General features: G+C 67.9%; 10 protein-coding genes. 1 reads left to right on the top strand and 9 read right to left on the bottom strand.

The annotated features are described in order from the left end of the window. Nucleotides 1–112 precede the first annotated feature (112 nt). From VRZ77_RS13805 to VRZ77_RS13835, 7 genes are all read right to left on the bottom strand, one after another. A complete protein-coding gene (locus tag VRZ77_RS13805) occupies nt 113–844 on the bottom strand; it encodes a transporter substrate-binding domain-containing protein (RefSeq protein ID WP_414593258.1) in 732 nt (243 codons plus the stop codon). Nucleotides 845–907: 63 nt separating this feature from the next. Further along, nucleotides 908–1,657 carry a GntR family transcriptional regulator gene (locus VRZ77_RS13810; protein ID WP_414593221.1) on the bottom strand — a complete coding sequence of 250 codons (750 nt, stop codon included), beginning with the start codon at nt 1,655–1,657 and terminating at the stop codon, nt 908–910. A gap of 236 nt (nt 1,658–1,893) precedes the next feature. Then, a complete protein-coding gene (scpA, locus tag VRZ77_RS13815; protein WP_414593222.1) occupies nt 1,894–4,047 on the bottom strand; it encodes a methylmalonyl-CoA mutase in 2,154 nt (717 codons plus the stop codon). Between the two features lie 34 nt (nt 4,048–4,081). Next, complete coding sequence (locus VRZ77_RS13820) at nt 4,082–4,459, bottom strand: hypothetical protein (RefSeq protein ID WP_414593223.1); 378 nt, start codon at nt 4,457–4,459, stop codon at nt 4,082–4,084. A gap of 57 nt (nt 4,460–4,516) precedes the next feature. Further along, on the bottom strand, nt 4,517–6,382 hold the full coding sequence (locus VRZ77_RS13825; protein WP_414593224.1) for a methylmalonyl-CoA mutase family protein: 1,866 nt from the start codon (nt 6,380–6,382) through the stop codon (nt 4,517–4,519). Between the two features lie 8 nt (nt 6,383–6,390). Beyond that, nucleotides 6,391–8,406 (bottom strand): acetyl-CoA carboxylase biotin carboxylase subunit, encoded by a 2,016-nt coding sequence (locus VRZ77_RS13830; protein ID WP_414593225.1) that lies wholly within the window; start codon nt 8,404–8,406, stop codon nt 6,391–6,393. Between the two features lie 11 nt (nt 8,407–8,417). Continuing rightward, the gene (locus VRZ77_RS13835) at nt 8,418–9,953 is read right to left on the bottom strand and encodes an acyl-CoA carboxylase subunit beta (protein WP_414593226.1); all 1,536 of its coding nucleotides are present in this window, start codon (nt 9,951–9,953) and stop codon (nt 8,418–8,420) included. 225 nt (nt 9,954–10,178) lie between these two features. Here VRZ77_RS13835 and VRZ77_RS13840 point away from each other — a divergent pair, with 225 nt between their 5' ends. Further along, entirely contained in the window at nt 10,179–11,612 is a 1,434-nt protein-coding gene (locus VRZ77_RS13840) for a helix-turn-helix domain-containing protein (protein WP_414593227.1), read from the top strand. A gap of 123 nt (nt 11,613–11,735) precedes the next feature. Here the strand turns inward: VRZ77_RS13840 and glnT are convergent, their stop codons facing one another. Next, entirely contained in the window at nt 11,736–13,037 is a 1,302-nt protein-coding gene (gene glnT, locus VRZ77_RS13845; RefSeq protein WP_414593228.1) for a type III glutamate--ammonia ligase, read from the bottom strand. Nucleotides 13,038–13,272: 235 nt separating this feature from the next. Beyond that, the gene (locus VRZ77_RS13850; protein ID WP_414593229.1) at nt 13,273–14,610 is read right to left on the bottom strand and encodes an FMN-binding glutamate synthase family protein; all 1,338 of its coding nucleotides are present in this window, start codon (nt 14,608–14,610) and stop codon (nt 13,273–13,275) included. Nucleotide 14,611: the final 1 nt, after the last annotated feature.

The raw sequence follows: 14,611 nt of genomic DNA on the forward strand, positions 1-14,611 counted from the left end.
CGCTCAGGCTTGTCGTCATCCCGGCCAAAGAGCCGGGATCGTCTCATCGGAAGGATCGGCCCGCGATCCCGGAGACGGCCTTGCGGCCGTTCCGGGATGACGACGGTCTAGATCACAGCTCCGCCGGCAGCTTGGCGCCGAGCCACTTCTCGGAAATGGCGTTCAGCGCGCCATCCGCCTTGGCGCTCGTGATGATGGCGTTGACCTTCTCCAGCAGCGCCGGCTCGTTCTTGTTGAGCCCGATATAGCAGGGCGAGTTCTTGATCAGGAACTTGATCTCCGGGCGCTTGGGCGGGTTGCGCTCCAAGATTGCGGCAGCGACGACGTTGCCGGTCGCGACCAGTTCGACCTGGCCGGAAAGGAAGGCGGAGATGGTGCCGTTATTGTCCTCATAGCGCTTGATGGTGGCGCCGGCCGGAGCGATCTTGGTGAGCTCCAGGTCTTCCACCGCGCCGCGCGTCACGCCGATGGTCTTGCCGTCGAGGTCCTTGGCCTCCTTCACCGCGACGTCCGCCGGGGCGAACACGCCGTTGAAGAACGGGGCATAGGCGATCGAGAAGTCGATCACCTTCTCGCGGTCCGGATTCTTGCCGAGCGAGGAGATGACGAGATCGACCTTGTTGGTCTGGAGATAGGGGATGCGGTTGGCGCTGGTCACCGGCACCAGTTCCAGCTTCACGCCGAGCTTGTCGGCGATCAGCTTGGCGACATCGACGTCATAGCCCTTGGGCGCCATGTCCACGCCGACGCTGCCGAAGGGCGGGAAGTCCTGCGGCACGGCGATGCGGATGACCTTGTTGGCCTCGATGGTGGCGAGGGCATCAGCGCTGGCCGGGGCGGGCATCTGGGCGGCGCCGATGGCGAGCGCGCCGGCGAGGAGCGAGAGCAGGGTGCGGCGGTTCATCGTTCAGTCCTCTTTTGCATGACTGTGGGAATGGTGATGGGCGCCATTCGCGGCGCCGGGCATGGAAGGCGGGGCGCCGACGAAGGTCGACGGCGACAGAAGTTCGCGCAGGCCCGCGAGCGGGTCCGGCTTGGCGGTGAGGTCGAGGCCGGCCTCCACCTTCTGGATGTGCTCGTCCATCAGCCGGGCGGCGAGCGGAATGTCGCCGGCCTCCAGCGCCGCCACGATGTCCTCGTGGTCGTGGCTGGACTCCGCCGCCTTCTCGGTCGGCTGATAGAGCATTGAGATCAGCGTGGTCCGCGCCGTGAGGTCGCGGATGATTTCGGTCAGCAGCCGGTTGCCCAGCGCGTCGGCGAGGTGGATGTGGAAATCGCCGAGCAGGCATGCGCGGGAATGCACGTCGCCCGCCGCGATCGCCTCGCGCTCGATGGCGACGTGCTCCTTGAGGCTTTTCACCACGGCGGGCGGCACGGCGCGCAGCGTGTGCAGCAGGCCGGTCTCGATCACCCGCCGGGTCTGGAACGCCTCGCGCGCCTCGTCGGCGGAGGGCTCCACGACATACCAGCCGCGCCGCGCACTCACCTGCACCACGCCGCGCGTCTCCAGCCGCATCATCGCCTCGCGCACCCGGGTACGGGACACGCTGAACAGGTCGGCGAGCTTCTGCTCGCCGAGCCGCGTGCCTGGATTGATGCGCCCGGCAAGGATCGCCGAGAGGATGGCTTCTTCGATATTGGCGGCAGCCGGGTTCATCACGCTTGCTCACAAACTTGTATACAAGAATGTAAGCAAGCGCTGTGCCAAGCTGGGATCAAGGCGCCGCAACGCTTTGCGCATCAGCGCGCCCGTGCGCGGATCGTCCGGTCCGCCTACAGGAAATAATGAAAACGGCGCAGACCTTTGGAAGGGCTGCGCCGTCTGCGGCGACGGAATGAAATGAGTTCGGCTAATGGCGCGTCGAGGTTCGCGGCATCCGGCGACCTTGCGGCCTACTCCGCCGCCGCGCGCGCGTGGCCGAGGCGTTTGCCTATTTTTTCAACCAGTTCTTCCGCCGCGTCGGCGATCACCGTGCCGGGCGGGTAGATCGCCTCGGCGCCGGCCGCATGCACCGCGTCATAATCCTGCGGCGGCACCACGCCGCCCACCACGATCAAGATGTCCGGCCGCCCCTCCGCCGCCAGCGCGGCTTTCACTTCCGGCACCAGCGTCAGGTGGCCGGCGGCGAGTGAAGAGATGCCGATGACGTGGACGTCGTTCTCCACCGCCTGCCGGGCAGCTTCCTGCGGGGTGGCGAAGAGCGGGCCGATATCGACGTCGAAGCCGAGATCGGCGAAGGCCGAAGCGATCACCTTCTGCCCGCGATCATGCCCGTCCTGCCCGACCTTGGCGACGAGGATGCGTGGGCGCCGGCCTTCCTCGGTCTCGAATGCGGCGACGCGCGCGCGCACGCGCTCCACCTTGTCGCTCATGGCTCCCGCCTCCCGCCGATAAATGCCGGACACCGCGCGGATTTCCGCCCGGTGCCGGCCGAAGGCGCGCTCCAGCGCATCGGAAATCTCGCCCACCGTCGCCTTGGCGCGGGCGGCGTCGATAGCGAGCGCCAGCAGGTTGCCGTCGCCGCGCGCGCCATTCTCCAGCGCCTTGAGCGTCGCATCAACCGCCGTCGGGTCGCGCTCGGCCTTCAGACGATTGAGCTTGTCGAGCTGGGCGGCGCGCACCGCCGAATTGTCGACCTTGAGCACGTCGATGAGTTGCTCGCGCTCCGGCTTGTATTTGTTCACGCCGACCACGATCTGCGCGCCGGCATCGATGCGGGCCTGGGTGGTGGCGGCGGCTTCCTCGATGCGCAGCTTGGGGATGCCGGCCTCGATCGCCTTCGCCATGCCGCCGAGTTCCTCGACTTCGCGGATATGGCCGAGCGCCTTGGCGGCGAGGTCGGCGGTCAGCTTCTCGACATAGAACGAGCCGCCCCACGGATCGATCGCGCGGTTGGTGCCGCTTTCCTGCTGCAGCAGGATCTGCGTGTTGCGGGCGATGCGGGCGGAGAAGTCGGTCGGCAGCGCCAGCGCCTCGTCGAGCGCGTTGGTGTGCAGCGACTGGGTGTGGCCCTGCGTCGCCGCCATCGCCTCGACCATGGTGCGCATGACGTTGTTGAACACGTCCTGCGCGGTCAGGCTCCAGCCCGAGGTCTGGGAATGGGTGCGCAGCGGCAGCGACTTGGGGTTGGTCGCGCCCAGATCGGTCATCAGCTTCGCCCAGATCAGCCGGGCGGCCCGCAGCTTGGCGACTTCCATGAAGAAATTCATGCCAATCGCCCAGAAAAAGCTGAGACGCGGCGCGAAGCTGTCGATCGGCAGCCCCGCGCGGGCGCCGGCGCGGACATAGTCCACGCCGTCGGCCAGCGTGTAGGCGAGTTCAAGGTCCTGCGTCGCCCCGGCTTCCTGCATGTGGTAGCCGGAAATCGAGATCGAGTTGAAGCGCGGCATGTTCTTCGACGTGAAGGCGAAGATGTCGGAGATGATCCGCATCGAGGGGCCGGGCGGGTAGATGTAGGTATTGCGGACCATGAACTCCTTGAGGATGTCGTTCTGGATAGTCCCGGAGAGCTTTTCGGGGCTCACGCCCTGTTCTTCCGCCGCCACGACATAAAGCGCGAGGATCGGCAGCACCGCGCCGTTCATGGTCATGGACACGCTCATCTGGTCCAGCGGAATGCCGGAGAACAGCGTGCGCATGTCGTAGATGGAATCGATCGCCACTCCGGCCATGCCGACATCGCCGGCCACGCGCGGATGGTCGCTGTCATAGCCGCGATGGGTGGCGAGATCGAAGGCCACCGACAGGCCCTTCTGCCCGGCGGCGAGATTGCGTCGGTAGAAGGCGTTAGAATCCTCGGCCGTGGAGAAGCCGGCATATTGCCGGATGGTCCAGGGCTGGGTGGCATACATGGTCGGGTAGGGGCCGCGCAGGAAGGGCGCGATTCCCGGGTAGCTGTCGACGAAGCCGAGACCCGCGATGTCGGCGGGGCCATAGATGCCCTTCACCTCGATGCCCTCAGGCGTCAGCCATGGTGCAGTGGCCGGCGGCGCGGCCGTGCGGGGAGGCTTCCAGCCGGTCGCGGCGAAGTTCGGAATGCGGCTCATCGGACACCCCCTCCAGCGCCGTGAGCCGGGAGGGTCACGCCCTCCGCGCCACCCACGAGCCCGTGCAGTTCTTGACCGGCGACACCCAGTCGCCCGAGGCGGTATCCCCGCGCACCAGCCCCTTGGCCGCGACCGTCTCGTCGCCGCGCACCACCCTGATGGTGATCACGCCGACGGCATCGACCGAGCCGCTGGCATCGACCGGCATCAACCCGGAATAGCTGATGCGGCCTTCCTCTACTGCCAGCGAGAATTCCAACCTCTTCGAGCACGGACCAGTCGCCGGCTCGGTCGAGACCTTCCAGATTCCGTCGTGCAGCCCGGTGGGGGCGGAGTTCTGCGCCGATACAGGCGGCGCCAGCAGCAGTGCCCCCATCGCTGCGACGCCCAAGGCGTGGCATAGCGTTTTCATGGCATGATCCTGGGTCAACGGCAGGTTGCCGTACCCAAGGGAAATCGTTGGCGGCTCTCATGGTTCCCGTCTCCCGATTCCGAGGCGGTCCAGAACCTGTGCGAGGAAGGCCGGAAGGTCCATGCCCGCTTGAAGATACAGCGCGATGCCGGCCGTCTGCCATTCCTCTTCATGCTCGCCCGCCCGGCCGGCGAGGCAGACCGTCTCGGCCCCGGCCTCGCGTAGCGCGCGCGCGGCAGCCGGCGCCTGAGCGGCATAGGCCTCGTCCGACGAGCACAGACAGGCGAGGCGCGCGCCTGACGCGCGGAACGCTTCGGCCAGCTCGGCGGGAGTGCCGGTTGCTGCCAGAGTGGCCACGCCGCCGGCCTCGAAGGCGGCGCGTGCGAAGCCGGCGCGTGCGGTGAAGTCCGCGGGCGTGCCGAGCTGCGCGACAAACACCGTCGCGCCGCCGGCCTGCGCCGCCGCCCGCAGCGCTTCGAACGGCTCGGCGAGGCGATAAGGCGCAAGCGGCTGGGTGGTCAGCGCACCCTCGGCGGGCGCGGGTGCCGCCGGCGGAATCGGCGCCAACACCGGCGCCGGGGCTTCGCCCAGCAGCGGGAATTCCGAGGTGCCGGTGATCGGCAGTTTGCGGGTGGCGATGTCCTTCTTGCGCGCGGCGCTCACCACGCCGATACGCCGCTGCCAGTCGCCGGAGAGCAACGCCTCGACCATGCCGCCCTGGCTTTCGATCGCGCGGAACAGTTCCCAGGCCGCCTCTGCCAGCTTATCGGTGCGCTCCTCGATGGCGCCGGCACCCGCGCTGGCATCGGCGACGCGGTGGAGATTGGCTTCCTCGATCAGGATGAGCTGGGTGTTGCGGGCGAGGCGCCGGGCGAAGCCGTCGGGCAGGCCGATGGCCTGCGTGAACGGCAGCACGGTGAGGCTGTCCGCCCCGCCAACGCCAGCGGCGAAGGCGGCGACGGTGCCGCGCAGCAGGTTCACATGCGGGTCGTGCCGCGTCAGGCTGCGCCAGGCGGTTTCCATGTGGATCGCGACCGGCGCGGGCGCGCTGACACCACAGGATTGCAGAACCGAGGCCCAGAGCAGGCGGAAGGCGCGCGGCTTGGCCTGGGTGGCGAACTGGTCGACATCGGCGGTCAGCGTCACCTCGGTGAGCGCGGCGGCATCCTCGATCGAGAGGCCGGTGGCTTCCAGCGCGCGCAGATAGGCGAGCGCGGTGGCGAGCGTGGCGGCGAGTTCCTGCGCGTCGCCGGCGCCGGCGGCGTGATGCACCCGCCCGTCCGCCCGCACCATGGGGGCCGCGAAGCCGCGCCCGCGCAGGGTCGAGACGGTCTGGCCGAGGCGGACCGACAGGCCGTCCCAATCCAGCGGCGACGTGCCCAGCGCGGCGAAGTCGCCGATCGGGTCGAGCCCGAAGCGGATATCGAGCCCGGCGGGGTCCTTGCCCTCATAGAGCCGCACCAGCGCCAGCGCGATGTCGCGGGCCTGGAAGCGGCCGGCCTCGACCCGGAGCGTGATCAACTCCGGCAGCACCTTGTCGACCGCGCGCGTGATCGCGGCGATGTCCGCCGGCAGGCCGAAGCCGTGGGCGGCGGGAGAGGAGGCGAACACCAGCGAGAGCGCATCCGCGCCGCCGTCGAGATCCTCCAGCAGTTGCGCATTGGCGGCCGCCGCGTCGGGAAGGTCGATGCGCGCAGCGATCTTCCACGGCGCGCCCGCCGCCCGCCCGGCAATCGGGGAGGCATCCTTGCGGCGCGGCGCCAGCGCGTCGAAGGCGAGCCCCTCCGGCGTGCGCGTGACCATGCGCTTGTCATAAGCGCTGCCCTTGAGCACGCCGTCGACCAGCTTCAGCCAGTCCTCGCGCCCCGGCAGCGGGAAGCGGTCGAGATCGGCGAGGTCGAGGTCGAGCGCGGCGTTGTCCATGGGCTCTCTCAGGCGAATTCGAGGATCACGGCGTCGACGGCGAGACTGTCGCCGGCCTTGGCGAGGATCTTCTTGACGGTGGCGTCGCGCTCGGCGCGCAGCACGTTTTCCATCTTCATCGCCTCGACCACCGCCAGCGTCTCGCCGGCCTTGACTTCCTGCCCCTCGGCCACCGCGATCGAGACCACGAGGCCGGGCATGGGGCACAGCAGGTTCTTGCCGGCGCCGGCCTGCACTTTCTCCGGCATCAGCGCGGCGAGCGCGGCCTCGCGCACCGTGTAGACGATGGCGTCCACCGCCACGCCGCGATGGGCGAGGGCCACGCCGTTGAGCCGCGGGCGGACCTGCACGGCTATGGCGTCGTCGTCGAACGTGCCGTTCCACACCGGCTCGCCGGGCTGCCAGCCCGAACGCAGCTCGTGGGTGGAGAGCGCCTTGCCGGCCTCATCGAGGAAGGTGACGATGAAGCCACCCGCCGCGCGGTCGACCTCGCAGGGCAGTTCCGTCCCGCCGATCTTCACCACGCGCTGGTGCTCGAAGGTCACGGTGCGGCCCAGCATCTGGCCGGAAATCCGGCGCTTCCTCGCATTGCCCACATTGTCGATCACCGCCGCCACGGCGGCCAGCCGGCGGGCCAGCGCCGGGGTGGGCGCGGTGCCGTGGAAGCCGTCCGGATATTCCTCGGCGATGAAGCCGGTGGAGAGCCGGGCCTCCTGCCAGCGCGGATGCGCCATCAGCGAGGCGAGGAACGGGATGTTGTGCTGGATACCGTCGATCGAGAACGCGTCGAGCGCATCCGCCTGCGCCTCGATGGCTTCCGCGCGCGTCGGGGCGTGCGTCACCAGCTTGGCGATCATCGGGTCGTAATAGAGCGAGATTTCCCCGCCCTCATAGACGCCGGTGTCGTTGCGCACGGTGATACCGTCCTTCACCCGCTCGGCAGGCGGGCGATAGCGCGTCAGCCGGCCGATGGAGGGCAGGAAGGAGCGGTAGGGGTCCTCGGCATAGACGCGGCTCTCCACCGCCCAGCCGTTCAGCTTCACGTCTTCCTGTCGGAGGGCGAGAGGCTCGCCGGCCGCGACGCGGATCATCTGCTCCACGAGGTCGATGCCGGTGATGAGTTCGGTCACCGGGTGCTCGACCTGCAGCCGGGTATTCATTTCGAGGAAATAGAACGACTTGTCCTGCCCGGCGACGAATTCCACCGTGCCGGCGCTGTCATAGTTCACCGCTTTGGCCAGCGCGACCGCCTGCTCGCCCATCTTCCGGCGGGTGGCCTCGTCCAGCAGCGGGGAGGGGGCTTCCTCGACCACCTTCTGGTTGCGGCGCTGGATCGAGCATTCGCGCTCGCCGAGATAGATGACGTTGCCGTGCTTGTCGCCCAGTACCTGGATCTCGATGTGGCGCGGGTCGACGATGAACTTCTCGACGAACACGCGGTCGTCGCCGAAGGAGGAACGCGCTTCCGAGCGGGCGCGGTCGAAGCCGTCCTGCACCTCGGCGCGCGAATGGGCGATGCGCATGCCCTTGCCGCCGCCGCCGGCCGAGGCCTTGATCATCACCGGATAGCCGATCTCGTCGGCGATCTTGGCCGCGTGCTCGGCGTCCTCGATCACGCCCAGATAGCCTGGCACGGTCGAGACCTGCGCTGCCGCCGCCGCCTTCTTGGATTCGATCTTGTCGCCCATCGCCTCGATCGCCCCCGGATTGGGGCCGATGAACACGATTCCGGCGTCCTTCAGCGCTTGGGAGAAGCTCGCGCGCTCGGAGAGGAAGCCATAGCCGGGATGCACCGCCTCGGCGCCGGTCTGCCGGCACGCCTCGATGATCTTCTCGGCGATCAGATAGGACTGCGCGGCGGGGGCGGGGCCGATATGCACCGCCTCGTCCGCCATCTCGACATGGAGCGCGTCCTTGTCGGCGTCGGAATACACCGCCACGGTCTTGATGCCCATCTTGCGGGCGGTCTTGATAACCCGGCAGGCGATCTCGCCACGGTTCGCGATGAGGATTTTCTTGAACATGGTGCGAACCTTCACAGCGGCAGGTTGTCGTGCTTCTTCGCCGGGGCCTCGACCTTCTTGGAGGCCAGCATGGCGAGGGCGCGGGCGATGCGTTTGCGGGTCGAGCGCGGCGTGATCACCTCGTCGATATAGCCGCGCTCCGCCGCGACGAAGGGCGAGAGGAAGCGCTGCTCATATTCCTTGGTCCGCGCCGCGATCTTTTCGGGATCGTCGATATCGGCGCGGAAGATGATCTCCACTGCGCCCTTGGCGCCCATCACCGCGATTTGCGCGGTCGGCCATGCGTAATTCACGTCGCCGCCGACATGCTTGGAGGCCATGACGTCATAGGCGCCGCCGAAGGCCTTGCGGGTGATGACGGTGACCAGCGGCACGGTGGCCTGGCTATAGGCGAACAGCAGCTTGGCGCCGTGCTTGATCAACCCGCCATATTCCTGCGCGGTGCCGGGGAGGAAGCCGGGGACGTCGACCAGCGTCACGATCGGGATCTCAAAAGCGTCGCAGAACCTTACGAACCGCGCGGCCTTGCGCGAGGCATCTGAATCCAGCACCCCGGCCAGCACCATGGGCTGGTTGGCGACGAAGCCGACGGTCTTGCCCTGCACCCGGCCGAAGGCGGTGATGATGTTGCCGGCAAAGCCCTGCTGGATCTCGAAGAAATCGCCCTCGTCGACGATCTTCGCGATCAGCTCCTTCATGTCGTAGGGCTTGTTCGGATTGTCGGGCACCAGCGTGTCGAGCGAGGCGTCGATGCGCTCGCCATCGTCGAAGCTCGGCCATTCCGGCGCGCCGTCGGCGTTATTGGCGGGCAGGAAGTCGATGAGCCGGCGCATCTGCAGCAGGCATTCGACATCATTGTCGAACGCGCCGTCCGCCACCGACGACTTGGTGGTGTGCACCTTGGCGCCGCCCAGCTCCTCGGCGGTGACGGTCTCGTTGGTGACGGTCTTCACCACGTCCGGGCCGGTGACGAACATGTAGGAGGTATCGCGCACCATGAAGATGAAGTCGGTCATGGCCGGCGAGTAGACGTCGCCGCCGGCGCACGGGCCCATGATGACGGAAATCTGCGGGATGACGCCGGAGGCCAGCACGTTGCGCTTGAACACCTCGCCATAGCCGCCGAGCGCGGCGACGCCTTCCTGGATGCGCGCGCCGCCGGCATCGAACAGGCCGATGATCGGGGCGCGGGTCTTCAGCGCGAGGTCCTGGATCTTGGTGATCTTGGCGGCATGGGCTTCCGAGAGCGAGCCGCCGAACACGGTGAAGTCCTTGGCGAAGACGAAGACGCGGCGGCCATTCACCGTGCCCCAGCCGGTGACCACGCCGTCGCCGGGAATCTTCTCGGCCTTGTCCATGCCGAAATCGGCGCAGCGGTGCTGCACGAAGGTGTCGAACTCCTCGAAGGAGCCGGTGTCGAGCATCAGTTCGATGCGCTCGCGGGCGGTGAGCTTGCCGCGCTTGTGCTGGGCGGCGATGCGCTTCTCACCGCCGCCTAGGCGGGCGCCGGCGCGGCGCTGTTCGAGCTCGTCGAGTATGTGCTTCATGGCGGGCACCGATGCGCGAGAGGGCGGCGCGGGAGACGCGCCGATCATGTTGATGCAGTTCTAGGCCCTTGCCGGACAAAAGATAAGCTGTGAAAATGCGGATCGTGAAATTGTAAAAATTTCACAAAGTGGACGAGTGCTGTGCGATGGCGGGCGCGTCGCTTCTCCCTCTCCGGCGGGGAGAGGAAAAGTTAAGGCACTTGCCGCGGGTTGTGGAGCGTCAGCATGTCCAAGAAAGTCTTCGCCGGCCACGCGGTGCGCAATCTGCGCGAGAAGCTGGGACTGACGCAGGTCGACTTCGCCCGCCGGCTCTCGCTGTCGCCGAGCTATATCAACCAGATCGAGAGCAACCAGCGTCCGGTTACCGCCGCCGTGCTGCTGGCGATCGGCCGGGTGTTCGACCTCGACATCACCCGCTTCGGCGCCGACGATCTCGACCGCATTGTCGCCGATCTGCGCGAGGCGCTGGCGGACCCGATGTTTCGCGGCATGGAGCCGAGCCTTCAGGACCTGAAGAACGCCACCACCCATGCCCCCGCCTTCGCCCACGCCTTCCTGCGGCTGCACGGCGGCATGCGCCGGCTGGTGGAGCGCCGCGCGGCGCTGGACGACGCGGTGGCCTCCAGCGCGACCGAGGGCGATGGCGAGGCGCGCAGCCTCGCGCCCTATGAGGAGGTGCGCGACCATTTCCACTACATCGACAATTATGTCGACGGGCTCGACCGCGCCGCCGAGGAGATGAGCGCGGCGCTCGACCTGTTCGGGCGCGACGATGCGCTCGGCCTGCTGGTGCGGCACCTGCGCGAGCGGCACGATATCGGGGTGGAGATCGCGCCGGCGGGCGACCCGGAGGCACCGCTGCTGCGCTATGACCGGCAGCGCCGCGTCGCCACGCTCTCCAAGGCGCTGGACCGCGCCAGCCAGACCTTCCGTCTCGCCGCGCTGCTGGCCCGCTTCGAGCAGAGCGAACTGATCGACCGCCATGTGTTCGACGCCGGTTTCCGCTCGGTGACCGCGCGGGAAGTGTGCCGTCTATCGCTGCAGAACTACTATGCCGGCGCGCTGATCCTGCCCTATCGCCGCTTTGCACGCCTCGCGCGCGAGAAGCGGCACGACCTCGACCTTTTGTCGGTCATCACCGGGGCGAGCCTCGAACAGGTGTGCCATCGCCTCTCGACCTTGCAGCGGCCGGGCGAGAAGGGCGTGCCGTTCTATTTCCTGAAGGTCGACCGCGCCGGCAACGTCATCAAGCGCCACAGCGCCACGCGCTTCCAGTTCGCGCGCTATGGCGGGGCCTGCCCGGTGTGGAACGTGCACGAGGCGTTCGAGCAGCCGTCCAAGGCGCTGGTGCAGATCGGCGAGATGCCGGACGGGGTGCGCTATCTGTGCCTCGCGCGCGGCAGCGTGAAGCCGCCGCAGCGCCACGGCCAGCGCGAGCGCCGCTTCGCGCTCGGCATTGGCTGCGAGATTTCCTATGCCGGCGAGTTGGTCTATGCCGACGGGCTGGACCTGCGCAGCGCCAGCGTCGCACCGCTCGGCGTCAATTGCCGCATCTGCCCGCGCACCTCCTGCCCGGAGCGCGCCTTCCCCCCGCTCGACCGCGCCATCGTGCTCGACCCCGACCGCAGAGGGGTGGTGCCGTTCACTATTCAGGAGTGAGGGTGGCTTTTCCCGCCTCCGAGGGGAGAGGGAAAGCCGCCGCCGTCGCCTGAAAACGTGAATGCCCGGGACAAGCCCGGGCATGACGCAGCAACGCAGAAGCAGGGTAGGCCCGACGCTCCGTCAGATATCCAGCGTGTTGTCGCGTTCCCACTGGGTCAGGTGGCGGGAATAGGCGTCCCATTCCTCCTGCTTCAGCTTCAGGAAGCCGTCCACCACCGGGCTGCCGAGGGCGGAGCGCAGCACGGTCGACTTGCCGAGCGCGCGCAGCGCGTCGAGCAGGTTCAGCGGCAGCTTCTTGGCGCCGCGCACCTTGTGGCCTTCGGTATACATGTTGATGTCGAGCCGCTTGCCCGGATCGCGCTGGTTCTGGATGCCGTCGAGGCCGGCGGCGAGCACGGCGGCGGGCGCGAGATAGGGGTTGGCGGCGCCGTCCGGCAGGCGCAGCTCCAGGCGGCCCGCATCGGGGATGCGGATCATGTGGGTGCGGTTATTGCCGGTATAGGTGACGGTGTTGGGCGCCCAGGTGGCGCCGGAGACCGTGCGCGGGGCGTTGATGCGCTTGTAGGAATTCACCGTCGGGTTGGTGAAGGCGCACAGCGCGTCGGCCGAATGGATCAGGCCGCCGATGAAGTTGTAGCACAGGTCGGAGACGCCGAGCTCGCCGTCCTCGTCCTCGAAGAGGTTCGTGTCGCCGTTCCACAGCGAGGTGTGCATGTGGCAGCCCGAGCCGGTGAGATCGATGAACGGCTTGGGCATGAAGGTGGCGCGCAGGCCGTGCTTCTCGGCGATGGAGCGCGCCATGAACTTGAAGAACACATGCCGGTCGGCGGTGGTGAGGGCGTCGGCGAAGTTCCAGTTCATCTCGAACTGGCCGTTGGCGTCCTCATGGTCGTTCTGGTAGGGGCCCCAGCCCAGCATGATCATGCTGTCGCAGATTTCCTTGATGACGTCATAGCGGCGCATCAGGGCGGACTGGTCGTAGCAGGGCTTGGTGGCATCGTCGGCGGCGTCGGAGATCTTCCGGCCGTCCGGCGTGGTGAGGAAGAACTCGCACTCGACGCCGGTCTTCATCTCGTAGCCGAGGCTGTCCGCGCCGAGCAGCGTGTTCTTGAGCACGTTGCGCGGGGCCTGCGCGACCAGCTCGTTGTTCATCACCAGATCGGAGGCGAGCCAGCCCACTTCCGGCTTCCAGGGCAGCTGGATCAGGCTCTCGGCGTCGGGCACCGCGAACAGGTCCGGGTCGGCCGGCGACATGTCGAGCCAGGTGGCGAAGCCGGCAAAACCGGCGCCGGCCTTCTGCATGCCGCTGATCGCGCCGGCGGGCACCAGCTTGGCGCGCAGGCCGCCGAACAGGTCGACATAGGAAATGAGGAAATAATTGATGCCGAGCTCGCGCGCGGCATAGGCAAGATCGTGGGCCATGCGATGCAATCCGCTTTCGTGCTGTTCCCCGGCCCTTTTGGGCTCGTTCATGAATGCAAGCGGCGCGCCGGACGTGCCGGCGACGCCGTGTCAAAGGTCGACATCCCGGCCGCCGCTGGCGACGTGGCCACATCGCGCTACCGCCTCCGGCCGGTGATCAAAGCGTCACAGGCCCGGTATCGGATGTGTGCCATCCTCCCGCCCCGCGCATGAGGCGCGTGCGGGAGGATGGCGATCAGAAATTACCGCCGCGGCCGGGAATCCAGTCGGTGCCGGCGAGCGGGACATTGGCCATGGCGGCGGCCTCGATGGTCAGCGCCACCAGGTCTTCCGGCTCCAGATTGTGCACATGGCTCTTGCCGCAGGCGCGGGCGATGGTCTGGCACTCCAGCGTCAGCACGGCGAGGTAGTTGGCGAGCCGGCGGCCGGCGGCGACCGGATCGAGGCGCGCCATCAGCGCCGGGTCCTGCGTGGTGATGCCGGCGGGGTCGCGACCCTCGTGCCAGTCGTCATAAGCGCCGGCCTTGGTGCCGAGCGCCTCGTATTCGGCGGCATAATGGGGGTCATTGTCGCCCAGCGCCACCAGCGCGGCGGTGCCGATCGCGACCGCATCCGCGCCGAGCGCCAGCGCCTTGGCGACGTCCGCGCCGTTGCGGATGCCGCCGGAGACGATGAGCTGAACCTTGCGGTGCATGCCGAGGTCCTGCAGCGCCTTCACCGCCTGCCGCACGGCGGCCAGCGTCGGGATGCCGACATTCTCGATGAAGACTTCCTGCGTCGCCGCCGTGCCGCCCTGCATGCCGTCGACGACAACGACGTCGGCGCCGGACTTCACCGCCAGCGCGGTGTCGTAATAGGGACGGGCGGCGCCGACCTTCACATAGATCGGCTTTTCCCAATCGGTGATCTCGCGCAGTTCCTCGATCTTGATTTCGAGGTCGTCCGGCCCGGTCCAGTCCGGGTGGCGGCAGGCCGAGCGCTGGTCGATGCCGACGGGAAGCGTGCGCATCTTGGCGACGCGCTCGGTGATCTTCTGGCCGAGCAGCATGCCGCCGCCGCCGGGCTTGGCGCCCTGGCCGACCACGACCTCGATGGCGTCGCAGCGCTTGAGGTCGTCCGGGTTCATGCCGTAGCGCGAGGGCAGATACTGATAGACGAGCTGGGTGGAGTGCCCGCGCTCTTCATTGGTCATGCCGCCGTCGCCGGTGGTGGTCGAGGTGCCCATGGCGGACGCTCCGCGCCCCAGCGCTTCCTTGGCATTGGCCGAGAGCGAGCCGAAGCTCATGCCGGCGATGGTGATCGGGATCTTCAGCGCAATCGGCTTCTTGGCGAAGCGGGTGCCGAGCAGGACCTCGGTGGAGCACTTCTCGCGGTAGCCCTCCAGCGGGTAGCGCGAGATCGAGGCGCCGAGAAACAGCAGGTCGTCGAAATGGGGAACCTTGCGCTTCGCCCCGGCGCCGCGGATGTCATAGATGCCGGTGGCGGCGGCGCGGCGGATTTCCGAAAGCGTGTACTCGTCGAAGGTGGCGGACGCGCGGGGCGTGGTGCGCGGCGTATTGGTCATGTCGTTCATC

The organism is Ancylobacter sp. G4_0304 (assembly GCF_047501495.1).
GTDB lineage: Bacteria > Pseudomonadota > Alphaproteobacteria > Rhizobiales > Xanthobacteraceae > Ancylobacter.